Below are 23392 nucleotides of genomic sequence, written 5' to 3' on the forward strand. Positions count from 1 at the left end.
TTAGTTTTTCTAGTTCAAGAAATTACTTAAGAGATGTCACTCTATCTTCTACTACTTCTATCAGATAGGTCATACACGAATCAAAGTCTTCAAAAACCCGTTCTTCTGGCACTAAATCAGGTATTATATGAATACTCTTTATTATATACATAGGTTGTTTTTGAATACCAACAATTTGAGTTTTAATATTTTTTTGTTCTAGTCCCAAAATAATCTCTTCAAGAGTATACACTCCAGACTGATCCATATAAGGCACTCTATCCATTCTTAAAATTACATGAGAAGCCGTTTCAGGAATTTGATTTGCTAATTCTTGTAACTCATTATTGGATCCAAAAAACAGTGGTCCATTAAGATGCTTTACAAATATTTCTTCTTTAAGCTCTGTTGGGAAGTTTATTTCGTCTTTCCAGGGTTTCTCTAGCATGCGATTTTCAAAACCATTCAAGGACTCTATCCTTGATTCCATGACGGTAACGTCTCCCATTTTTTTCATAAAGGCTAATGAAGCTAATACTAAACCTATACCTACAGCATAGACCAAATCCCAAAATACTGAAAGTACTAAAACAATTATCATAATGATAACCTCAATTTTTGGCATACTAGGAATTGCTTTTAGGCCTTTATAATCCATAACTCCAATACCAACAGTGATTAAAATCCCGGCAAGTACAGCCGCTGGGATTTGTGATGCTATGGGACCAAGAGCCAATAAAACGATTAGTAGTAGAACTCCTGCTATCATACCAGACAACCTTGTTTTTCCTCCTGCATTTATATTCACAACGGTTCTTATTGTTGCACCAGCTCCCGGGATTCCTCCAAAAATAGCTGCTATACTATTTCCTATCCCCTGACCTATCAATTCTTTTGTAGGATTATGCTTTGTTTTTGTCATATTATCGGCTACCACAGAAGTTAACAAAGAATCTATAGCTCCTAAAAAGGATAACGATAACGCTGTAAAAAAATAAGGAAATATCGTATCTAAATTAAAATTGGTAATGATTGATAAATTAGGAACCGGAAAGCCGCTGGGAATTTTTTCAATAGGCCTATAATCTAACCCTAAACCATAGGCTGCTCCAGAAACAATTAATAATGCCACTAGAGTGCTGGGCACTGCTGTAGTGATTTTTTTAAATCCATAAATAATTACTATGGTCATCAAACATAAAATCAGTTCTAGATAACTTATACTTTTTATCGCTCTAGGCAGACTTCTAATCGAACCCAAAACACCAGAAGCCCTACTATTTGCTAGGGCTTCTGCTTCGAGATATATTTCATCATCCGTAATTTTCTCTGCCCTTCTAATGGTTTCTCTAAAGTCTTCTAAAACCAGAATTCCTTCTCCAGCTTCATCTATTAGTATTTTATCAAGAATTACTTCTTCTGCCTGCGGTTTAAATGTTTCAACATAAGCTTTGTCATCTTTTGGATAATATCCAAGAGCGGGCAATATTTGAGTAATCAAAATCATCACTCCAATCGCCGTCATAAATCCAGATACCACAGGATAAGGTATATATCTAATGTATTTACCAATGCCAATAGCTCCTAAACCAATTTGGATTAATCCTGCCAAAAGAAAAACCGTAAGGATCGCTGGCAATGCTTTTTCAACATCACCATTATTTGCACCAATTAACCCAGCAATTACCAACATACTTACAGCAGTCATTGGTGCTGTAGGGCCAGAAATCTGAGTGTTTGTACCGCCAAATAACGCAGCAAAAAAACTGATAAAAATAGCTCCATACAATCCCGCACTTGGTCCTAATCCAGAAGAAACTCCAAATGCTAATGCCAAAGGTAAAGCTACAATTCCGGCAGTTAATCCTCCGAACGTATCTCCTCTAAGATTACTAAAAAAACCTTTCATATCTTGCTATCTTTTGATTTTAATCATAAATAATAGTATAACTATCAAAATTAGCAAAAAAAAAGAGCCGATATACATTTATTTCAGCTCTTTTATGAAAATTTCAATAAACTTGATTAGCTCTCAAAAAAGGTTACTTTTCCGTTACTAATATCATACATTCCTCCAAGGATTAGTATTTCATTATTATCCTCCATTTCTCTAAGTACTTCACTATCTTTTCTAATGTTATCAATAGTCATATGTACATTTTTAACAGCAACTTCATTTACGAAATCAATATTTTTCGAGTTTCTCGATGAAGGATCCGATGGTTCGGTTACTGCTTCAACAGCAGGTTTGATTTTGCTAATAAGTGCAGTCAGGTTCCCTAATTTAGCATCATCACAAGCGCCTTTTACTGCACCGCAGGCAGTATGCCCCAAAACCAGAACCAATTTGGTTCCAGCTAGTTTACATGCAAATTCCATGCTTCCTAGAATATCTTCGTTAACAAAGTTACCCGCAACTCTAGCGCTGAAAATATCACCAATCCCCTGGTCAAAAATCAACTCAGAAGATACCCTTGAGTCGATACAACTTAATATTGTAGCAAAAGGAAACTGACCACTTTTAGTATCTGCTACTTGTTCCAACAAATCTCTATCAGCATGCATTTTCTTTTGAAATCTTTCATTCCCTTCTTTTAATAATGCCACAGCTCCTTTTGGCGTTATTGATGCTTGAGTTTCTTTTGTATGTGCTTTCATAATAATCTATTTACGCTGATTTTGGTCTTAATTTAAAAAATTGAATATAACTTTCAGGGTTTTCAACTTCCCCTCTTTCTGAAATAAGTTTAATATCGATATGTCTACCTTTTGCTTTTTCAGAAAAATCTTCTAGAATTTCTAAAATATCATTATCCAGATATCTCGTCTTTCTAACATCCAAAGTAAGATACGTATCTTCTGGTAATTGATCAAGTTCTTTTAGAATAGCTCCCTTATTAAAAAAGGTAACCTCTTCTGCCAATGTCATTTTTACTCTGTGTTTCCCATTACTAACATCTTCAATATGCAAGAAATGTGAGTTTTGGTAGCTTTTATATAGAATAACAACAATTCCGACCATAAGTCCTAAGCCAATACCCCATAATAAATCGATAAAAACAATTCCTAATATAGTTACTATAAAAGGCACAAATTGTTTTCTACCTGCACTCCACATGGCCTTAAAAGTAGAAGGTTTTGCCAATTTATATCCTACTATTAGTAATACTGCTGCTAAAACCGACAACGGAATCATATTTAATAAACGAGGTATTAAAATCACCGATATCAACAAAAAGAATCCATGAATTATAGCCGACATTTTAGTCTTACCTCCAGACTGTATGTTCGCTGAACTTCTTACAATTACCTGGGTAATAGGCAACCCTCCGATCATACCCGAAATAATATTACCGGTTCCTTGCGCAAATAGCTCTTTGTTAGTTGGAGTTACTCGTTTTTCAGGATCCAACTTATCTGTTGCTTCAACACAAAGTAATGTTTCTAAACTAGCTACCAAAGCTATTGTAAATGCTGTTATCCATATATCTGTATTACCTATAACGGCAAAATTAGGAAAGCTAAACTGACCTAAGAATGAAGAAAAATCTCCAGGAATAGGTACACTAACCAAATGTTCTTTAGAGATACTCAGTCCTTCGCTATCCACAGTAAAAGCATAAAAAAGTATCCCAATCACTACCGCAACCAAGGGTCCTTGAACCAATTGAAATATTTTGGCTTTCTTAACCAGAACCTTATCCCATAGAATCAATATTGCCAAACCAACAATGGCGATTATAGTAGATCCCAAACTAATGGATTTAAAAGCATTAATAATTCCAGAAAATGTATTCCCCCCATCGGTTTGAAAGAAAGAAAAATCTCCTTCAGGAGCCGCATCGTATCCAAAGAAATGTGGGATTTGTTTTAGAATTATAATAATCCCTATACCTGTTAGCATTCCTTTAATAACAGAGGAAGGAAAATAATATCCTATAACCCCTAATTTCAATACTCCAAAAAGAATTTGAATTAAGCCACCCAATACTACGGCAACCAAAAAGTTTTCGTAACCTCCTAATGTTCCAATTGACGCAAGCACTATTGCCGCTAATCCAGCCGCAGGGCCACTTACTCCAATCTGAGAACCACTCAAGGCTCCAACAACAATACCACCTACAATTCCCGCGATTAAGCCAGAAAAAAGTGGAGCTCCACTAGCTAATGCAATACCCAAACATAAGGGCAAGGCAACAAAAAATACTACAATACTAGCCGGTAGATCATTTTTTAAATTCTTAAAAATGTTCATAGTTTTTAAAATTAAGTTTTAGCTCCCATTAGAGAAACAGGAACAATCGAATAAAATTGATTTGAGATAATCCAAAACGATAGTAATGTTTAACTAACTCATGTTAAACTTTATATTCTGAATTATAATGCCAAAATGTATTATGAATACTTTGGAGGTGGTGTTTTATGCTCCAGATATACTGAGGAATTTCTAGCGTAACAATCAGGATATGATTTAAAAATCAAATCAACTATAGCCATTGGTTTTTCGTCAAAATCCTGAGTGATCTTATCTTTTTCTTTAAAATCTTCTTTTTCTGAGTTTTCTTTCTCTTTCTGTTCAGAAGTATCCATTTCTTCTAAGGCAATAGATGTTTTTTCATCAGAAAGATAGAAATCAAATACTCCCATAGCATAATTGGATATATTTAACATAAATCCAAATACAATTAAAAACCGGATTATCTGAAGTTTACTCGTCACTTACTTTTATTTGAATCACAAAAATAATAGTATTGCTTTCAAAATGTGTTAAATGAATTGTTAAATTCTTTAAACAATTGTGCTTATGTGATATTTTTTGGCAATATAGCGATTTTTCAATTGGACAAACCTAAATCTTCTTTGTATATCGTTACTTAAAAATCAATTCATTACATAATGGGTTTTGAAATAATTTCCGTATTATCTACAAACTATTTGTCGTTACCATGTATATCCAATTAATCCTATATTTAGCTTTTATTTCAATAATATCCCTAAACATTCAGGAACAACAGGTAATTAATAGCTATTATGAGTATGTAAATTCTACCAACCCTGGAGAAGATTCTCCATCTAAATGCGATTGTGATTATAAAAAAATTGAATTGTACCTCTCCAAAGATTTTTCTTTCCTATTAAGAGAGCAAAAGGGTCGGCTCACCATTCTTTCACTTGATTCATTATACGGCACCTGGCAAATTAACCCTCTAAACGAACTACAACTTAATATAGATTCTGTAATTACAGACTCTAATACTATCATCCCTGATTTTTTACATAGCAAAACCAAAAAGTTTAGCCCGCCCCGAATAGAAAAAATAAAAATTACCAAACATCAATTGCTTTATGATTATGATAAAGTTTTGCTTCCAAAAGGAAAGACTATTGAGCTACGATAAGACAAGTTTTTAACTCAAAAAAAGATCTAAAAATGAAGAAGATCTATACCATTTTTAAATATATCGTTTTGGTGCTGGGGATATTGCTTAGTATCTCCATACTTCTTGGATATACTAATCTTGGCAATTTATCGCACAAACAAAATCCAGCAGATACGTTTGTAACTATCGAAAATGAAAAAATCAGAGTTTCACAAAAAGGAAGCGGAAAAGATATATTATTTATTCATGGTAGTCCAGGTTTAATTGAAGATTGGAATGATATAGCCGATACACTTGCAAAACAATATAGAGTAACTTCTTTTGACAGGCCAGGGCATGGATTTAGTTCTTCTAAAGAATATACATATCACATAAAAGATAATGCCCTTTTGGTAGAACAATTGATTTCTCAATTAAATCTAAAAAATCCCTTAATCGTCGGGCACTCGTATGGGGGTTCAACAGCGGCTTATATGGCTGCACATTCAAACACAAATAATCGCCATTATATAATTATTGATTCGCCGTTATATACATCGCGATCAAGAACAATTTATAAGCTCATTTCTACCCCAATAATCGGCAAAGGAATTGCTCTTTTAGCTTCGTATACCATTGCAAATAATCAAATAAGAGATGGCTTGACCACAATATTTCAGAATACTCCTGAAGAAAAAGTGGAACAACTTATAAAAGAAAGGCAAAGGATTTGGTCTCAACCTAAAGTAATCTACACAAAATCCATGGAGTCTCTTCATTATCAAGAAGATCTTAATGCGATATCGCACAAGTACAAAAATATAAACGCCTCGATTACCTTGATCACAGGAAAAGATTCATTAAAAACCCTAAGGAAAGACTGTGAAAGATTTCATATAGAAGTCCCAAATTCTGAACTTATACTTTTGGATAAAACCGGGCATTATATTCAATTTGACAGGTCCCAAGATGTTATTGAAATCATACGTAGTAAGATGGAACTAAATTAATCCATACGCATAAGATTTCACTTTTTGTGATGTCATTATAAATTCCTAATTTAATAGTATTGGAAAAAACGTCTTCAAATAGGATAGTAATTATTGATGCTCTAAGGGGTTTTGCCCTTGCTGGAGTGGCACTAGTACATATGACCGAACAATATATTGCCTCTGCACCTACCGATAACTTAATGGAGATTACCAATGGTACAATTGATCAGATTCTTAGTGGGGCTATTGGATTTTTAATTATTGGTAAATTTTTTGCTCTTTTCTCTATTCTTTTCGGCCTAAGTTTTTTTATCCAAATGGATGCTGCCGCTAAACGCGGACAAAACTTTGCAGGTCGATTTTTATGGAGAGTATTTTTACTTTTTGTTATAGGATATACTCATCATCTTTTTTACAAAGGAGATATTTTAACCATCTATGCACTTCTTGCCCCTTTTCTTATTCCTTTTTACAAAGTAAATAACAAATGGATTTTGTTAACCGCAGGGCTATTTTTGCTGAGTATTCCACGATTTATTTCTTATTCTATACTGGGTACAGAAAGCGCTTTTGGCTTTTCATCATTTACTGATTTTAACAGCGAATTAAATACATCATATATACAAACGCTCAAAGAGGGGAGTTTGAACCAGGTATTTGCAAAAAATGCTGGTCAGGGAATGCTTCAAAAAATGGATTTTCAGATTGGCTTTTTTGCCCGATTTTATCTAACGTTTGGTTATTTTTTAATCGGTCTCTGGTTGGGTAAAATAGGGTTGTTTCAAAATGTAAAAGAAAGGGTACCCTTAGTAAAAAAGTGGTTAAAAAGAGCGAGCATCGCTTTTGGTATTGCATTACTCGTTACTGCGGGTTTCTTTGCAATGAGCCCGCAACCTGTAGATTTTAATAGCTGGTTGCATATTTTAGGCATTAATGCTTATGATTTATCAAACATTGCGCTTACTACCATTATTTTATGTGGTTTTATATTGATATATAGAAAAAAATGGGGCGAAAAACGATTGTCTTTTTTTGCACCTTACGGAAGAATGGCACTCACAAATTATGTACTACAATCTATTGTAGGTACTTTTATTTTATTTGGTTGGGGCCTTGGATATTTAGGAAAAATCAGAACCTTATATCTTTTTGCTATAGCGATAGCACTAATTGTACTACAAACAATTTTAAGTAAGATTTGGTTAACATATTTCAAATACGGCCCACTAGAATGGGCATGGCGAAGTGCCACGTATGGAAAACTGCAGCCTTTTAAAAAATAATTTTATAACTCTTTTAGATCTTCTGCGGGAATCCAGCCAATTTTTCCATCGGCAAGCTTTATTTTTTTCCAGTTATTTACGGTCTCTGTAACCTTTACTTTGGTTCCTTCATGAAGTTCAAATACTTCTTCGCTTCGTAAATTAGGTTCGCTTTTAACCACTGCTTCTTGACTAAAAATAATAGCGAATTGATCGTTTTTTAACGTGTTGTACTGGTTAAACGCAAAAACCACCCCTAAAATTCCAACAAAAAGCAATAGCCAGGAGCTTACGAAAAACAATCGTTTTCTTGATGAGGTATCTGCAGTGTAGTATAGAATAAAGAGAATAACAAATAGAACTACACAAAGTACAGAAATCCAAGCCCAATTATCGTAACTAAACATATTTGTAAACCCCTTTATTGTCCTCGAAACAAAACCTTCTGGGATAACATCTATAGCATCAATAGTTGCATTTTGGGCAAAAGCCAAATTGTTTTTTATATCTTCATCATTTGGAGCTAATTCTAATGCTTTTTCATAATAATATATGCTAGGGCCAATGTTACTTACTTTATAATGTGCATTTCCCAAATTATAATATAGTGCGGCAGATTCTTGACCAGAATCCAATATGGACCTGTATGTATCTATTGCTTCCTGATATTTTTCTTGATTATATAATGACCCCGCACGTTGAAATGTTTCTTCGTCTTGCGAAAAACCAAGGGCTATCATCAAAAATAGTAGTATCTCAATGATCCTTTTCATATATTTTATAATTGTTTGTCTATGGTAGCAATTACTCGAGACGCTTTATCATAATCTTGTTGCATAGCTGAAGTTGAAGACGGTGTATATCTTGCAAATTCGCAACTCTCTAATAAGGCAATAAACTCTATAGCAATGGTTGCTTCTACATCTTGTTCTTTTAATAATCGTTGTATACGATCTTTACTCATATCACTGGTTTGGATATGTAGTTTTGCTTTTAAATAATTATGTAACGCACGTTCCATAGCAATGTAAAACTCTTTTTGATTTCCAAGATTTTTCTTGGCTTCAGAAAGATACTTACGCGCTAGCTTATCTGCTTTACGAACTCTATTTCCTTTAACATCACTCAACCGCTCTTCTCTCTTTTTTCCAAAGAAAAGAAACAACGGGATAGCTAACAATGGGGCTGTAAGTGATATCCAATATGCCGTAGATTTAAAGAAATGTTTTCGTTGTACTGGTTTAAGATTTGCACTGGATTTTAAGAATCTAAACTGTGTACTTGCCTGGGTAACTAATTTTTTACCCGTACTATTAGATTCAGAAGTGGTGATCGTATTACCTCCATCTGGTCCTGTCTTTACATTAATAACAATCTCATCGGATGTAATTCTTTTATAGGTTTCAGTTTTTAAATCAAAATATGAAAATGAAACCGCAGGTATGGGATATTTGCCTTTATATTGAGGCACTAATGTGTATGTATCGGATATATTACCACCCATACCGGTTAAGTTAGTTCTAACACGCTCATTATGCTGTGGCTCGTACTGTTCTAATCCGCTAGGAACAACAAGTTTGGGCAAATCAAATAATTTTAAGTTCCCATTTCCAGAAACAGATACTTTGGCGTCTAATGATTCGGTAGCATCTAATTCTGTTTTGTTTGTCGTGACTTTAAACTCAAAAGATCCGACTGCACCCGTAAAATCATCTGGTTTTCCTTGGGTAGGTAGTGGCTTTACATTAATGGTTCTATTTCCGGCAGCTACAGTTTTATTAACCGTTGAATATAATCGCCCTCCAAAAATATCTCTTCTCTTGGTAGGGACATCTACAGAAACGGTAAGCGTGAGAGGTTCAATATTTAGTTTTCCTGTCTTTTGTGGATATAATACCGTTTTACGCAGTACTACATATCGATAAGGCTCACCTTTATACTCTCCATTTTCAATTTTGAGCTGCTTCATATCGATCGCTTGACTCCAAAAATCACTATATTTTGGACTGTCTAGCTCTCTCCAATTACTTACACTAATTCTGGGGCTAACATAAAGCTTATATACTACCGTTATGGCTTCGTTTAAAAAAGGATTGGCTTTTGAGACTTCAGCAACAAGGTGTAAATTTTCGCTTGCCACAAAATCAGTATTGTTTCCATCTTTTGGCTTATCAACCGCACCTGTAACTTCTACAGTAACGGGTAGTGTTTTATACGTCTGACCATCGATTTCGATGGTAGCTTGTTTTATAGTAAACTTCCCCCTACCTCTCGGTTCCAGAAAGTAACTAAATGTCTTAGAGTACGATCGTTTCCCGTTGATCCATGAATTACTTATCGATTGATTAGGCCCACCTACTACCGTAAATCCTAAAAATGACGGAGGGGTAAAATTGTCTCCATCTTTATTCATTTCAAAATCTACACGTAATCTTTCATTAACCCCTAACTTTTTCTTACTCACTTTGGCTTCAAACGTTACCTGTGCCACTGTAAGCTGAGTTACGGTCAGAAACAATGTTAGAAAAATTAGTTTTAGTTTCATTTTAAATTCTATGTTTTATGTCATTTTTGCGAAGGCGGAAATCTTTATACGTCTTATTTATTAAGTAGACTTCAGTCTTCACGGAAATAGACAATACTATCTCAATTTACCAGTCTTTATCTGTTTGCACTTTTGACCCTTGAACTTTTTTAGCATTAATCTTATCCTGCACCTTCTTTTCTTCATTATTCATGGCTTCGAGCAAACTTTTTACCTGCTGAGGGGACAATTGCCCCTGTACTTGCTGTGGTTGCGACTGTTGATCTTCGGGTTTACCTTCTCCTCCTTTTTGGTCCTCCTCTTTATCACCTTCATCTTTAGGTTTTCCTTCATCCTCTTTTTCTTCGTCACCTTCATCTTTTTGATCTTCTCCTTGGTCGCCTTTATCATCCTGATCTCCATCTTTTGGATCCTGCTCTTTATCGCCTTGATCACCTTTTTTCTCTTCCTTGTCGTCTCCCTCTTTCTGATCTTTATTATCCTGGTTTTGATCTTTGTCTTGATTTTGATCCCCACCCTGATCATCTTTATTCTGATCGTTTTGTTTTTGTTCTTCTTCCAACATTTTTTTGGCTAACGCTAAATTATATCGGGTTTCATCATCTTTAGGATTATTTCTCAATGCATTTTTGTACGCTTCTACAGCTTCTTTATATTTTTTTTGCTCCATATAGGTATTCCCTTGATTATGGAATGCCTTATGTTTTTTCTCTTTAGAAGTTGCCGATTTTGAAGCTTCTGTGTATCGTTGGGTAGCTTCATCATACTTTTCGGAAGTATAATATGCATTGGCAAGATTATATTTTGCTGTTGGATCTACCGGATTTTTGGCTATAGCTTTACGATATTCTCCTTCCGCTTTAGGAAAATTACCATCTTTGGATAATATTTCATTTCCTGTTGCAACAAATTGCTTGGCCTCGGCAATGGTTTGCTCCCTGTCTTCTTCATTTTCTTGCGAAAAAAGGAGACCAAAATGTAAACAAAATATGAGTATTAAATATTGTTTCATCTTATTTTATTGTTCATTAAAAAGGTTCAGTTTTTTAACCCATGATGTTTTTCTTTCCAAAAAGAAAACATCTAAAAACAGCAACAACAAGGCTCCTGCTAAAAACCACTGAAACTGATCCTTGAAATCTGCAAATTGTTTGGCTTCAAATTCTTTTTTATCCATATTTTGCAGAATTGTGGTTACTTCTTCTACAACCTTGCTTGTACTTCTACCATCAATGTATGTGCCATTTGCTTCATTAGCGATTTCCTGCAAAGTTGTCGTGTTTAGCTTGGTAATCACAGTAGCACCTTGTCGATCCTTTTTGTATCGTTGTACTATACCATTACGTTTTATTGGAATTGGCCCTCCTTTTTCGGACCCTACTCCAATAGTAAAGATTTTAATTCCTTCTTTTGAAGCTTCTTCAGCAATAGAAGCTACATTACCCTCATGATCTTCACCATCACTAACAAGAAACAAGACTCTATTAGTTTGTTCTTCGTCATTATAGTATGTTTTTGCCAACTCTATAGCTTCATAAATTGCGGTTCCTTGTGAAGAAAGCATATCGGTATTCATGGCCTGTAGAAACATCTTACCCGATGCATAATCGGTCGTAATAGGAAGTTGTGGAAAGGCACTTCCGGCATAAGCTATAATTCCAATACGATCACTAGCCAGATTATTGATAATTTGAGTGATCAACTGTTTGGATTTTTCTAATCGGTTAGGCGCTATATCCTCGGCCAACATACTTTTTGATACGTCTATGGCAAAAACCACATCTACTCCTTCGCGTTTTACGGTTTCGAGCTTAGTCCCTATTTTAGGATTCACTAAAGCTACCACCATACACGCCAATGCTATACTAATCAGAAATATTTTTAAAATAGATTTAAAAATAGATTGATCCGGACTTAATTTTTTTAACAACGCTGCATCAGCAAACTTCTTCTGGGTGGTTTTTTTCCACACTAACACCCCTATAAACAACAGTATTAATACTGGAATACCCAATAACAACCAGAAATATATTTTTTCTTCTAATAAGTACATCTTTCTTTATACTTTTTATTTTTTCAAGGTTAATGCAAAGGCATTTATTTTTTCTTTTACCTCAATTGGGATGTTCTTATTTTCTACCCAGGTATGAATATCTCCCAAATAATTCATCCCAAGATATTTAGCACTTCTTGAAAAAGGTAAATTAAACTCCTTTGGTCTATCATTATCATTACTGCAACTTATAACTGCCATATTTTTACCGCGCAGCATTCTTCCGAAATCTTTTTCTTTATATAAGAAGTCTGAAATCCTATCTAAAAACGTTTTCATGATACCACTCATTGTATACCAATACACCGGAGTCGCAAAAATTATAGTTTGATAATTTTGAACTATACCCTTAAATAGGAAATTAAAATCATCACCCTCATTTATAAAATCATAATCAAAATGACCAATATCTTTTTGATTTAAGTCTATAATCTCAAAACCCGTTACGTCTTTCATATAGGATACTACATTAAACGTATCTCCATTACTTCTTGAACTTCCTAATATGATGATTCCTTTACTCAAATCCTTAAATAAAACTTCTAAACACTGTATATCTCAATAAAAACTCTACAAAAACTAACAATCCAGCTAACAATACCAATGATCTAAATTTTTCTTCGTAATTATAGAATTTGAATTCTTCGATATCTGTTTTTTCTAATTTATCTATTTCCTGATAAATTTGTTCTAATTTTTTGTTATTTGTTGCTCTAAAATATTTACCTCCGGTAGCTTTTGCTATTTCTTTCAGTAAATCTTCGTCAATTTCTACCTGTACCCTGCCGTATTGAAAAGACCCATTAGGTAAAATTGCTACCGGCGCCAATGCCATTCCATTAGTTCCTATGCCAATGGTGTAGGTTTTTATACCATATTCTACTGCTAATTCTGATGCAATTTTGGGATCTATAAAACCTGCATTATTAGATCCATCAGTAAGTAATATGATCACTTTACTTTTGGCTTTACTATCTTTTAGTCGATTTACTGAGGTAGCCAATCCCATACCTATTGCAGTTCCATTTTCTAGTACATTGTCGTATTTTACATCTTTCATACTCCCCAAAACAATAGATTTATCACTAGTTATGGGTGTTTTTGTGAAACTTTCTCCTGCATATACTACTAAACCAATACGATCATTAGGTCGATCTTTGATAAATTCTGCCGCAACATCTTTTAAGGCTTCTAATCGATTTGGTCTAAGATCTTTTGCCAACATACTGGCCGAAACATCGATAGCCATAACAATATCAATCCCTTTGGTCGTTTTTGTCTTTGTAGAAACATCTACCGTCCTAGGTCTTGCCAACGCTATAATGATCAAAGACAGGGCAATGAGCCTAATCAGGAACAAAGTTGGTTTAAGCTTAGTTAACCAGCTTGCCGAAGCTTTGAAGCCTTTTATGCTAGAGATTTTTAAAGCCGCTTGTTGTTTGTTACGTTTCCATATGTACCAGGCGATTGCCAATGGTAGTAGTAAAAACAACCAAAAAAACTGCGGATTTTCAAATACAAAATTTTCAAACATCATTCTTTGGCATTTTTAAGTTCTACAGAATTAAGAATGCGCTGTGCAACATCTTTCGCGTAGCGATCTTCTTCGTCGTATACCAGAGTGATTTGCTGAAACCCTCCATTCTCGGCAAAATTTAGCATCAGATACTCCTTTTTTTGTTCTTTTTGCGTAACTGTATTTTTTACCACAAGATTTCCAAACACCTTAACGCCTTTTGCGCCACCCAAGGTTTCATACTCTTCCTCTTTAACCGAGATATTTTTTGCTCCTTTAGATTCGAAATTTCCTACTACACCATCTACAACCTCGTCTAATTTCACTTCGGTGGGTTGATTATACAAAACTGTCGAAACCACAATCTGAAAATTCCCTTCAAGACTACCATACACAAAGGTTTCGTTTCCTTTTAGGGTTTGTCTTTGCTGATCTGTCATTTGGTAGACATTACGTATCAACACTCTAGGAGTAGAGATAGTGACAGGTGGTGATCCATATGCACTTGAAATCCACTCTGCATCTGCCAATTCTTTGGTAGGATGCCCAAATATAGAATCTACAACTACATCGTATCCTTTACTATAAATAAAGATTCCTAATGTAATAGCAATTACTCCAACACCGGCAAGACTTCCAAATATGATTTTCTGTCTTTGTTTCTTTTGGGCAACTGCTTTTCTATATTCTTCATCTGCCAACAACTCTTCTTCTGTGGGCTCCGGGATTGCTTCTTTGGTTTCATTTATTACACGCTCGATCACATTGCGATCTGCTTTTGCGGTACCTAAATCGGGTTTTGATCTGGCAAATTTGGCCATATCAGCAGTTTTAAGAACACTTTTTAGTTCTTCAATAATATGTTTGTCAAGGTTTAGAGCTCCTGATTTTATTTCTTCATCAAGGCGAATAATAAGTTCGTCTGTAGTACTTTCTAAAGCATGATCATATACTTCTTCATCAATATATCTACGAGCAGTTTCACTTAATTGCGAATAGTATTCTTTATGTGAATCTTGTTCTAATAAATGAGATTCATCAATTCTCTGAAGCGCTAACATGGCTTTTTCATAGGGCGGAAGCTCTTCTTCTTTTGCTGCTTTCTTCTTTTTTCTTCTACGAAGTAGAAAAACAACTCCTCCAATAATAAGTAAAGGAAGGCCTATTAGTAATAACCATTTTTTCCAATTGAAAGGAAATTTAGCTTCAACATCCTCTAGAGGCTTGATGGCATACATTTTTTGTTTGGTAGTATCCACCAACACATCTCTCACCTCAACTTTTAAGGAATCTGTAAAAAACACCTGATCTCCAACCATCACTTTTTGCCTTGGTATGGTGTAATACCCCGAATCAAATTGTGTCAATCCATATTCTTTGGTAAGCCCCAGTCGACCTCCATTTTTTGCAGTATCTATGGTATAAGATTCAATGACTTCTAAAGGAGTAAATGCCTTTCTATCTGGGAAAATCACAATCTGTGTAGAGTCGACTTCGACCTGCATTTTGTATCGAATCTCTTCTCCTATTTGAATAGAAGTTGAATCTATAGTTGCAGAGACTTGGGCCACACCCATTGTAGTCAAAAGTAACATGAAGGACATTAACAACATCCCTCTAACCCCATTCGAAGGGAGAAAAGAATTTCTCATTTTTTTAATTCGTAATTCGTAATTCTTCATTCGTAATTCTATACTATCCTCTTCTTTTAAAATAACCTAATAGTTTCTTTACATAGCTTTCATCTATTCGGCTACTTAATGAACCTGCACCACTACGGGTAAAACTATCTTTAAAATAATTTACCCTGTCCTGATAATATTTGCTATACTGTAACCGTGTTTTTTTAGAACTTGTATTGACCAGTAAAAGTTCTCCAGTTTCTTCATCTTCCATTTGTACCATCCCAAGATTAGGAATTTCTTCTTCTCGTCGATCATACACTCGTATTCCGGTCACATCATGTTTGCCTCCCACTATTTTGAGTGTTTGTTGATAATCGTCTGCAATAAAATCTGAAAGCACAAAAACGATGGCTTTCTTTTTCATCACGTTAGAAAAAAACTTTAGGGCTTCGGTTATGTTTGTCTTTTTACTTTTGGGCTCAAACTCTAATAATTCTCTTATAATTCGTAGTACATGAGACCTTCCTTTCTTTGGCGGAATAAAAAGTTCTATTTCATCTGTGAAAAGAATTAGTCCGATTTTATCATTATTCTGCGTTGCCGAAAAAGCTAATGTTGCTGCAATTTCTGTTATTATTCCTTTCTTAAATTGTTCTTGTGTACCAAATAATTGGGACCCCGAAACATCAACCATGAGCATCATGGTTAACTCTCGTTCTTCTTCAAAAACTTTTATATAGGGTTCATTATATCGGGCAGTTACATTCCAATCGATATTACGGACATCATCTCCAAATTGATATTGGCGCACCTCGCTAAAGGTCATCCCACGACCTTTGAAGGTAGAATGATATTCACCCCCAAAAATATGATCGCTCAGGCGACGGGTTTTTATTTCAATTTTTCGAACTTTCTTTAGTAACTCCTTAGTATCCATTTTTTCAGTTTGCAGTTTGCAGTCAGTTTTTATCGGTATCCAGAAAGCTACTGCTTACTAAATACTGATTACTGATTTATGGTACTTCAACTTCATTTACAATCTTATTAATGATATCTTCTGAAGTTACATTTTCGGCTTCAGCTTCATAGGTGATACCGATACGGTGGCGTAATACATCATGAATTACAGCACGCACATCTTCTGGAATCACGTATCCTCTTCGTTTTATAAATGCATAACATTTTGCCGCTGTTGCTAAATTGATACTACCACGGGGTGATGCTCCAAAATTAATTAGTGGTTTTAGTTCTTCTAAACCATATTTTTCTGGATAACGCGTAGCAAAAATGATATCTAAGATGTACTTTTCGATCTTTTCATCCATATACACTTCGCGAACGGCTTGTTGAGCATTAAGAATTTGCTCTAGAGAAACCACAGGGTTTACCTGTTCAAAAGATCCTTTTAGGTTGGCTCTAATAATAAGTTGCTCTTCATCTAATTTTGGATAATCGATAACAGTTTTTAACATAAAACGGTCTACCTGCGCTTCTGGCAAAGGATAGGTTCCTTCTTGCTCCACTGGGTTTTGTGTAGCCATTACCAAAAACGGTTTGTCTAGTACAAAAGTTTCATCTCCTATCGTTACTTGCTTTTCTTGCATTGCCTCTAGTAGAGCACTTTGCACTTTTGCAGGAGCACGGTTAATCTCATCAGCTAAGACAAAATTTGCGAAAATCGGACCTTTCTTGATAGAGAAATCATTCTCTTTCATATTAAAAATCAAAGTACCTACAACATCGGCTGGTAACAAATCCGGAGTAAACTGAATACGGCTAAAACTACCATGAACAGCTTTGGATAGGGTGTTAATCGCTAGAGTTTTTGCTAATCCGGGAACACCTTCAAGCAAAATATGTCCTTGTCCTAATAATCCTATAAGCAGACGCTCTACCATGTGTTTCTGACCCACAATTACCTTATTCATTTCCATGGTCAGCAAATCCACAAAAGCAGATTCTTTTTCTATTTTTTGGTTGATTGAAGCAATATCAATAGCACTATTTTCTTCCATCTAATTTATTTTTTTAAAGCCGTGAATTTACTATTCATAATTAAACATTGCAAATTGTCGAAATAATTTTCGCTCTCTTGTTAATTCTTGGTTAAATGTACTTCTTTAAGGAGTGTCTTCCCATAAATTTTAGAGTATATTTAAACTATTTTTACAAAAAAACTAGACATAGCAATATTCATCATTTTCATGATGAGTTTATCAAAAGACGAAACATCCATATTAGTGTTGCAATTTTTTAAAACTATGAAAGGACTATCTTTTTTCTCATACCTAATAGCAGGATTTTTCTTTATTGCCGCATTTGACGCATACGGTAACCAAAATTATCAATCTATGCTCATTTATGGGGTAATTGGTTTGGCTTTTATTTTAATTAAAATCTTCAAAAACAAGGAGTGAAATATTATTCTTAACAATCCATATGAAAACAGCATTAATTACCGGAGCCACTAGCGGAATTGGAAAATCAACCGCAATAGCACTGGCAAAACATAATATCAATCTCATTTTGTGTGGCCGAAGGCAAGAACGGTTAAAAGAACTGCAAAATGAGCTCAGCAAAACTGTAAACGTTCACATACTTAGTTTTGATGTTCGAGAAAAAGAAGCCGTTTTCTCTGCTATAGAAAGTCTTCCCGAAGCATTCAGTCAAATTGATATTCTGATCAATAATGCGGGTAATGCTCATGGCCTTGATCCAATACAAACTGGTAGTATTGATGATTGGGATGCTATGATTGATATTAATGTAAAAGGATTGTTGTATGTTTCAAAGGCAATAATTCCAAAATTGGTTGCTCAAAAATCAGGGCACATCATCAACATTGGTTCTATTGCAGGAAAAGAAGTATATCCCAATGGTAATGTATATTGTGCCAGTAAACATGCTGTAGATGCATTAAACAAAGGGATGCAGGTTGACCTTAATCCGTATGGTATCAAAGTAGGAGCCATTCATCCTGGTTTGGTTGAAACCGAATTTAGTACTGTGCGTTTTAAAGGTGATGATGAACGCGCTGACACCATATACCAGGGCTATGATCCATTAACTCCAGAAGATATTGCAGATATTATTGGTTTTGTAGTGACAAGGCCTTATCATGTTAACATTGCCGATCTTGTTGTATTTCCAACAGCGCAAGCTAGTAGCACCATCGTTAAAAAAAGTTTATAATTTCTTTATTCTCATTGCATTGCAGACCCAATAAAAATAGCTAAGTTTATCTGGGGAAAAGTTTCAATTGCAATTAGGAAAAGAATGATCAATAAACGTCTTCTTATAAAAAACCTGCTGGCTCATAATGACGAAAATAGTTTTTATGACAAGAAACGTAAGCTTAATATTGGCGAAAAAGAAGGAAAAGCCAAGTTCTTAAAACATATCTGTGCACTAGCCAATTCTAATCCCGAAAACAATTCATATATCGTTATTGGTGTTGAAGATGAAGATAACCAAATTGTTGGTGTAGACTTTTTTGATGATAGTAAAATCCAAAACTTAGTAAATGCATATCTGGATAATCCACCACTCGTAGCTTATGAGAATATCCCTTTTCCGCATTTGCCAAGTGATAAAGTAGTTGGCTTAGTTTCTATTCGCTCACAAGGAAACACGATGTGTTCGCTTCGCAAAAATATTTGGAAATATTATGGTGGCACTGTTTTTTTTAGAGATGGTAGTATGAGCATGCCCAAAGTATTTGATATCGAAATTAAAGATGTTAACTCAGATATTGTAAGTGCCATTGAAAGTCATGCGCAAAACAACATCGAACTCACCTTAGATGGCGTTTTTGATTTTATGAACTCCAGAAAAGATTATAACCCAAATTATAAAGTTTTTAAAGAGTATTTTGTAGTCTGTTGGGCCGCAAAAGAAAAAAGACAAAATGGAGAAACGTATTACTCCAGGGTAGATATTGAGCTGATTAATGAACACGTAAAGCTATTTTATTCAGAATTAGATGAAGTGAGTATTTCTTTAACCGATAATCAGTTTAAGATTATAGAATATGTGCAATTAGGTCTAAAGAATACGTATAAGTATTATCCCTTAGAAGAAGTAGTAATTACTTTTAAGGATAATGCCAGTTATGATATTGATAGCAAACTCTTGTTTCAACCTCCACAATTTGACCGTAAAACTTTATATCATTTGTATAATAGCAACAATGCATTGATTGAAAAGCTAAAAAACAAGATTCCTCTATCCAAAAATGAAGAGAAAGATATACTTAATCTGCCGGCAACCTATTTGATATGTTATTTTAATGATTTTAGTGAAGCAAAAGAGAAGTTAGAAGAAGCCAAACCCTATTTAAAAACCTATAATGATACTGTCTATAGCTTGTATAAAGAAAGTATCAGAATTGTTAGAAAAGTTAGATATAGCTAGAAGTAATTATATATTTTGAAATGTAATTTTTAACCCAAAACGATCAACTCTTAACTGGTATGAGCAGAACATTAGTCTTTGGAGATATGCATGGTGCTTTAAAAGCATTAAAACAACTCATTAAAAAAGCAAGAATCACTAAGGATGATACACTTATTTTTCTTGGAGATTACGTTGATGGTTGGAGTGAAAGTGCACCATTAGTATCTTTCTTAATACAGCTCAAAACCACACATGATTGTGTTTTTATACGAGGTAATCATGATGCACTATGTTATACCTGGCTCATGCAAAAGACCTATAACCCAGAATGGATAAAGCATGGTGGACAAGCCACTATGGATTCATATGCTGCTCTATCACAAGAAGAAATTAATACTCATCTTCATTTTTATGAGAATCTTATCAATTATCATGTAGTTGAGCATAATCGTCTGTTTTTACATGCCGGGTTTTCAAACCTTCATGGCCCTCACAGAGAATATTTTGATGAGACATTTTATTGGGATAGAACCCTTTGGGAAACAGCATTAGCAACCGATCCTAGGCTAGAAAAAACAGATCCGATTTATCCTGCACGATTATTACTCTTTGATGAAATATATATAGGTCATACTCCTGTAACCAGAATTAATCAAACTACACCTGTACAAGCTACTTGTGTGTGGAATATTGATACCGGTGCTGCTTTTAAGGGTCCTCTAACTGCAATTGATATTGATACAAAAGAATATTGGCAAAGCGATCCCGTTCATCTATTGTACCCTAATGAAAATGGTAGAAATTAGTTTTTTTTACCCGCCAGATTGTCTCAAATTATTTTTTCTATATCTTAAAAAACAAAAAGAAACTGTAAATTTGTTAAAAACAAACTCATATTTACCTGATTAATAGGTTCTTAGGTTTTGTTTTGTGCCTCATCAACATTTATACACCTATTTTTAGATAATTCCCCTATCTATATCTTGCTATGTAAAGACTGCTAACTCATGCAACAATATTATAAACTTCTACTATTCTCCATTCTAATATTGGGCATGACTGGGTATGATATTAATGCACAAAATGATAACAAACAGCATAGAATCGAGATCCCCATAAAGATCTACAAAACTACAAATGACACACTACTTATAGATCAGATAACAGAATCTGATCATCTATTTCTACCTTCTAGTTCGTTTTCAGAAAAAACCAAACCCACAGATACCTATTGGATAAAAATTGATTTTATAGAAGAGCTCGATGCTTTAAAAAAAGACTCATTGTGGTATCTCAACCTCAATAAGTATAACTTTAGTTATGCCTCTATTTTTTATGTAGCAAACAACAGTATAGTAGAAAAACTTTTTGGATCCTTTAATGATCCAAAAACAACGAAGTCCATTCTACATCCTTCTGGCATAGCCTTTAAGACCAACTCTTTAATTAAAAATCGGTTTTTGTACCTCAAAGTAAAACGTGTAAAATATTTTGAATCCGTTAGTTCATGGAAGGTGTATTATGTTTCTAAAGAAACACAAAACCTAAACAGTCAATTTTATTCTTGGGAAGACATTAAAACGTTAATTCCTAAATATTTGTTTACTGGTATTTGTCTAATCATGTTTATTCTAACATTTGCCTTTTATATCACTTCCAAAAAAATCGAGTTTTTGTTTTACTCGCTGTACGTAATTTGGTTATTTGTTTATTTAAATGGAGATGTTCTTAGAACCAATAATTTGCTGTTTGGCGGGGATACCATTGTAAGTTATTGGCTTTTTCAAATTGCACAAGTATTCATTAATCTATTCTATGTGCTTTTTGTGATGTATTATCTGGATACAAAAAGAGAATACCCCAAGCTATGGTATATCATAAATGTCATTATTTCAATACTCTCTGTAATTATTATATTGGATACCCTATTTTTTTATATTGAATACTTTACTGGACATCTTTTTATTATGAATGTTCAGCGTTTGGTAATGACACTTTTTGGTGTAGGCGGAATGTTTTATCTACTTTTTTATGCCAAAGACCGTTTGCCTTATTTTATTGTTACCGGATCATTTTTATATATGATCGGAGCTTGGTTTTTGTTTTTCTTCGGAAACACCACCTATATGATAATGGGATCAGCACTCGAAATCACAGTTTTTGCACTAGGATTAAGCTATAAAATCCAGCAAGAGCATATAGAAAAAATACACTATCAAAAAGAATCTTTTATAAACAATAATAAAGCTTTAAGGGCTCAAATAAATCCCCATTTTATTTTTAATTCTTTAAATTCAATTCAAAATTTAATTCTTTCAAATGATAAAGAATCAGCGGTCAAATACCTTAATAAATTTAGCCTCTTAATGCGAAACCTCTTAGAGAGTTCTATAGAAACCAGCGTTATTCTTTCAGAAGAAATAAAGCTTCTTAAAAAATATTTGGAGCTAGAATCTCTACGTTTTGATAACACTTTCAACTACACTATAGAGCTCGAAGAAAACCTAAACCCTGATGCTATAGAAATACCAATGCTTATTGTACAACCCTTTATAGAAAATGCAATTCTGCATGGATTATTAAACAAAAATGGTACAGACAAAAACCTTGCTATTCGCTTCAAAACAAAACAAAATACAATCATTTGCGAAGTAGAAGATAATGGTGTAGGAAGAAGTAATTCTTCAGAGATAAATTCTATTCTCAAAAAAACTAACAAATCCAGGGGTGTTGAAGTAACTAAAAAAAGGTTACAACTGCTGGATCCATCTAAAAACGAAAATAATATAGAATTTATTGATAAAACAGACCATACTGGCCAACCCTTAGGTACTAAAGTTATTATTAAAATACCAACTGAATATAGTTTTTAATATGAGTATTACAGCAATCATAGTTGACGACGAAAAACACTGTAGAGAAACGCTACAAAATTTACTTCACGTATACTGTAAAGAAACAACCATTCTCGAAATGGCAAATTCTGTTGATGATGCTAAACATAAGATTTTACAACATAAACCCGATGTAGTGTTTCTTGATATCGAATTAGGATCAGGAAGTGGTTTTGATATTTTAACACAAATCCCCACTATTCATTTTGAAGTCATTTTTACAACGGCATTCGAACAATATGCAATAAAAGCTGTGAAGTTTAGCTCTTTGGACTATTTGCTAAAACCCATTGACCCGGAAGAACTAAAAAATGCAGTCAAAAAGGCCCAGCAAAAAAAAGATCAATCTATCTATAAAAAGCAATTAGAAACTTTAATTCATAATCTAAAGCAACAACCAAAACTTCATAAAATATGCTTGTCCACCGCAGATGGGTTTGAATTTGTTGACATCGAAGATATTTTGTATTGCAAAGCCAATGGATCGTATACCTCGTTCATTCTAAAAAATAAGATCTCTTTGTTGGTTAGTAAGCATCTAAAAGAATATGAAAATTTATTACAAGAACAACGCTTTATGAGAACTCATAACAGTTATCTCGTAAATTTAAAAGAAGTCAAAAAATTTGTAAAATCTGATGGTGGTTATATCATCATGAATAACAATGATACCATTGGAGTCTCAAAAAACAAAAGAGATCAATTTTTAGATGCTATGAATATGCTATACTAGATCACCTCTTAAAAAAACCTCTGATTAAAAGTGGTTTC

Annotated in this window: 22 protein-coding genes; 9 read left to right on the top strand and 13 right to left on the bottom strand. The window is 34.1% G+C overall.

The window, feature by feature from the left end:
- Positions 1–22: 22 nt before the first annotated feature.
- The 4 genes from JJQ60_RS13735 to JJQ60_RS13750 form a co-directional block, all read right to left on the bottom strand.
- A complete protein-coding gene (locus JJQ60_RS13735) occupies positions 23–1888 on the bottom strand; it encodes a SulP family inorganic anion transporter (RefSeq protein ID WP_201921101.1) in 1866 nt (621 codons plus the stop codon).
- Positions 1889–2004: 116 nt separating this feature from the next.
- Positions 2005–2637 (bottom strand): carbonic anhydrase family protein, encoded by a 633-nt coding sequence (locus JJQ60_RS13740; RefSeq protein ID WP_201921103.1) that lies wholly within the window; start codon positions 2635–2637, stop codon positions 2005–2007.
- A gap of 10 nt (positions 2638–2647) precedes the next feature.
- Positions 2648–4228, bottom strand: coding sequence for a SulP family inorganic anion transporter (locus JJQ60_RS13745; RefSeq protein ID WP_201921556.1), 1581 nt, complete (start codon positions 4226–4228; stop codon positions 2648–2650).
- Between the two features lie 146 nt (positions 4229–4374).
- Positions 4375–4650 carry a hypothetical protein gene (locus tag JJQ60_RS13750; protein ID WP_201921106.1) on the bottom strand — a complete coding sequence of 92 codons (276 nt, stop codon included), beginning with the start codon at positions 4648–4650 and terminating at the stop codon, positions 4375–4377.
- 275 nt (positions 4651–4925) lie between these two features.
- On the opposite strand from JJQ60_RS13750, the gene JJQ60_RS13755 reads away from it, so the two are divergent.
- Genes JJQ60_RS13755 through JJQ60_RS13765 form a run of 3 tightly spaced genes read left to right on the top strand, consistent with a single transcriptional unit; the run spans position 4926 to position 7614 of the window.
- Complete coding sequence (locus JJQ60_RS13755) at positions 4926–5378, top strand: hypothetical protein (protein WP_201921108.1); 453 nt, start codon at positions 4926–4928, stop codon at positions 5376–5378.
- Between the two features lie 32 nt (positions 5379–5410).
- Positions 5411–6349 (top strand): alpha/beta fold hydrolase, encoded by a 939-nt coding sequence (locus JJQ60_RS13760; RefSeq protein WP_201921110.1) that lies wholly within the window; start codon positions 5411–5413, stop codon positions 6347–6349.
- A 59-nt stretch (positions 6350–6408) separates the two neighbouring features.
- Positions 6409–7614 carry a DUF418 domain-containing protein gene (locus JJQ60_RS13765; protein WP_201921113.1) on the top strand — a complete coding sequence of 402 codons (1206 nt, stop codon included), beginning with the start codon at positions 6409–6411 and terminating at the stop codon, positions 7612–7614.
- 2 nt (positions 7615–7616) lie between these two features.
- On the opposite strand, the gene JJQ60_RS13770 is transcribed toward JJQ60_RS13765, so the two are convergent.
- From JJQ60_RS13770 to JJQ60_RS13810, 9 genes are all read right to left on the bottom strand, one after another.
- The gene (locus JJQ60_RS13770) at positions 7617–8366 is read right to left on the bottom strand and encodes a tetratricopeptide repeat protein (RefSeq protein ID WP_201921116.1); all 750 of its coding nucleotides are present in this window, start codon (positions 8364–8366) and stop codon (positions 7617–7619) included.
- 5 nt (positions 8367–8371) lie between these two features.
- A complete protein-coding gene (locus tag JJQ60_RS13775) occupies positions 8372–10138 on the bottom strand; it encodes a BatD family protein (RefSeq protein WP_201921119.1) in 1767 nt (588 codons plus the stop codon).
- A gap of 106 nt (positions 10139–10244) precedes the next feature.
- Positions 10245–11150 carry a tetratricopeptide repeat protein gene (locus JJQ60_RS13780; protein ID WP_201921122.1) on the bottom strand — a complete coding sequence of 302 codons (906 nt, stop codon included), beginning with the start codon at positions 11148–11150 and terminating at the stop codon, positions 10245–10247.
- Positions 11151–11156: 6 nt separating this feature from the next.
- The gene (locus JJQ60_RS13785) at positions 11157–12191 is read right to left on the bottom strand and encodes a vWA domain-containing protein (RefSeq protein ID WP_201921125.1); all 1035 of its coding nucleotides are present in this window, start codon (positions 12189–12191) and stop codon (positions 11157–11159) included.
- 15 nt (positions 12192–12206) lie between these two features.
- Entirely contained in the window at positions 12207–12716 is a 510-nt protein-coding gene (locus JJQ60_RS13790; RefSeq protein ID WP_201921128.1) for a flavodoxin family protein, read from the bottom strand.
- A gap of 4 nt (positions 12717–12720) precedes the next feature.
- Positions 12721–13725: a vWA domain-containing protein gene (locus JJQ60_RS13795; protein WP_201921558.1), complete on the bottom strand. Its 1005-nt coding sequence runs from the start codon at positions 13723–13725 to the stop codon at positions 12721–12723.
- Entirely contained in the window at positions 13725–15359 is a 1635-nt protein-coding gene (locus tag JJQ60_RS13800; protein WP_201921131.1) for an LPXTG cell wall anchor domain-containing protein, read from the bottom strand. The genes JJQ60_RS13795 and JJQ60_RS13800 overlap by 1 nt, the downstream gene beginning before the upstream one ends.
- Positions 15360–15402: 43 nt before the next feature.
- Entirely contained in the window at positions 15403–16269 is an 867-nt protein-coding gene (locus JJQ60_RS13805) for a DUF58 domain-containing protein (RefSeq protein ID WP_201921134.1), read from the bottom strand.
- A 76-nt stretch (positions 16270–16345) separates the two neighbouring features.
- Positions 16346–17347: an AAA family ATPase gene (locus tag JJQ60_RS13810; protein ID WP_201921136.1), complete on the bottom strand. Its 1002-nt coding sequence runs from the start codon at positions 17345–17347 to the stop codon at positions 16346–16348.
- A 246-nt stretch (positions 17348–17593) separates the two neighbouring features.
- Between JJQ60_RS13810 and JJQ60_RS13815 the strand changes: the two genes are divergently transcribed.
- The 6 genes from JJQ60_RS13815 to JJQ60_RS13840 all read left to right on the top strand — a co-directional run bounded on the left by JJQ60_RS13815 (position 17594) and on the right by JJQ60_RS13840 (position 23354).
- Positions 17594–17749, top strand: a complete 156-nt coding sequence (locus JJQ60_RS13815) for a hypothetical protein (protein WP_201921138.1) — start codon at positions 17594–17596, stop codon at positions 17747–17749.
- A gap of 22 nt (positions 17750–17771) precedes the next feature.
- Positions 17772–18524, top strand: coding sequence for an SDR family NAD(P)-dependent oxidoreductase (locus JJQ60_RS13820; RefSeq protein ID WP_201921140.1), 753 nt, complete (start codon positions 17772–17774; stop codon positions 18522–18524).
- Positions 18525–18608: 84 nt separating this feature from the next.
- Positions 18609–19745 (top strand): ATP-binding protein, encoded by a 1137-nt coding sequence (locus tag JJQ60_RS13825; protein ID WP_201921142.1) that lies wholly within the window; start codon positions 18609–18611, stop codon positions 19743–19745.
- 59 nt (positions 19746–19804) lie between these two features.
- Positions 19805–20533, top strand: coding sequence for a metallophosphoesterase (locus JJQ60_RS13830; RefSeq protein WP_201921145.1), 729 nt, complete (start codon positions 19805–19807; stop codon positions 20531–20533).
- A gap of 201 nt (positions 20534–20734) precedes the next feature.
- A complete protein-coding gene (locus JJQ60_RS13835) occupies positions 20735–22600 on the top strand; it encodes a sensor histidine kinase (protein WP_201921148.1) in 1866 nt (621 codons plus the stop codon).
- A 1-nt stretch (position 22601) separates the two neighbouring features.
- Positions 22602–23354 (top strand): LytR/AlgR family response regulator transcription factor, encoded by a 753-nt coding sequence (locus tag JJQ60_RS13840; RefSeq protein ID WP_201921151.1) that lies wholly within the window; start codon positions 22602–22604, stop codon positions 23352–23354.
- The last annotated feature ends 38 nt before the right edge of the window (positions 23355–23392 follow it).

Source organism: Aquimarina mytili, from assembly GCF_016735115.1.
GTDB lineage: Bacteria > Bacteroidota > Bacteroidia > Flavobacteriales > Flavobacteriaceae > Aquimarina > Aquimarina mytili.

Coding starts and splice junctions, on each gene's coding strand:
- JJQ60_RS13785 (WP_201921125.1), bottom strand. CDS start 12,191: ATGTACTTATTAGAAGAAAAAATATATTTCTGGTTGTTATTGGGTATT.
- JJQ60_RS13815 (WP_201921138.1), top strand. CDS start 17,594: ATGAAAGGACTATCTTTTTTCTCATACCTAATAGCAGGATTTTTCTTT.
- JJQ60_RS13760 (WP_201921110.1), top strand. CDS start 5,411: ATGAAGAAGATCTATACCATTTTTAAATATATCGTTTTGGTGCTGGGG.
- JJQ60_RS13750 (WP_201921106.1), bottom strand. CDS start 4,650: ATGTTAAATATATCCAATTATGCTATGGGAGTATTTGATTTCTATCTT.
- JJQ60_RS13735 (WP_201921101.1), bottom strand. CDS start 1,888: ATGAAAGGTTTTTTTAGTAATCTTAGAGGAGATACGTTCGGAGGATTA.
- JJQ60_RS13780 (WP_201921122.1), bottom strand. CDS start 11,150: ATGAAACAATATTTAATACTCATATTTTGTTTACATTTTGGTCTCCTT.
- JJQ60_RS13830 (WP_201921145.1), top strand. CDS start 19,805: ATGAGCAGAACATTAGTCTTTGGAGATATGCATGGTGCTTTAAAAGCA.
- JJQ60_RS13740 (WP_201921103.1), bottom strand. CDS start 2,637: ATGAAAGCACATACAAAAGAAACTCAAGCATCAATAACGCCAAAAGGA.
- JJQ60_RS13775 (WP_201921119.1), bottom strand. CDS start 10,138: ATGAAACTAAAACTAATTTTTCTAACATTGTTTCTGACCGTAACTCAG.
- JJQ60_RS13825 (WP_201921142.1), top strand. CDS start 18,609: ATGATCAATAAACGTCTTCTTATAAAAAACCTGCTGGCTCATAATGAC.
- JJQ60_RS13810 (WP_201921136.1), bottom strand. CDS start 17,347: ATGGAAGAAAATAGTGCTATTGATATTGCTTCAATCAACCAAAAAATA.
- JJQ60_RS13770 (WP_201921116.1), bottom strand. CDS start 8,366: ATGAAAAGGATCATTGAGATACTACTATTTTTGATGATAGCCCTTGGT.
- JJQ60_RS13840 (WP_201921151.1), top strand. CDS start 22,602: ATGAGTATTACAGCAATCATAGTTGACGACGAAAAACACTGTAGAGAA.
- JJQ60_RS13795 (WP_201921558.1), bottom strand. CDS start 13,725: ATGTTTGAAAATTTTGTATTTGAAAATCCGCAGTTTTTTTGGTTGTTT.
- JJQ60_RS13820 (WP_201921140.1), top strand. CDS start 17,772: ATGAAAACAGCATTAATTACCGGAGCCACTAGCGGAATTGGAAAATCA.
- JJQ60_RS13800 (WP_201921131.1), bottom strand. CDS start 15,359: ATGAGAAATTCTTTTCTCCCTTCGAATGGGGTTAGAGGGATGTTGTTA.
- JJQ60_RS13805 (WP_201921134.1), bottom strand. CDS start 16,269: ATGGATACTAAGGAGTTACTAAAGAAAGTTCGAAAAATTGAAATAAAA.
- JJQ60_RS13835 (WP_201921148.1), top strand. CDS start 20,735: ATGCAACAATATTATAAACTTCTACTATTCTCCATTCTAATATTGGGC.
- JJQ60_RS13755 (WP_201921108.1), top strand. CDS start 4,926: ATGTATATCCAATTAATCCTATATTTAGCTTTTATTTCAATAATATCC.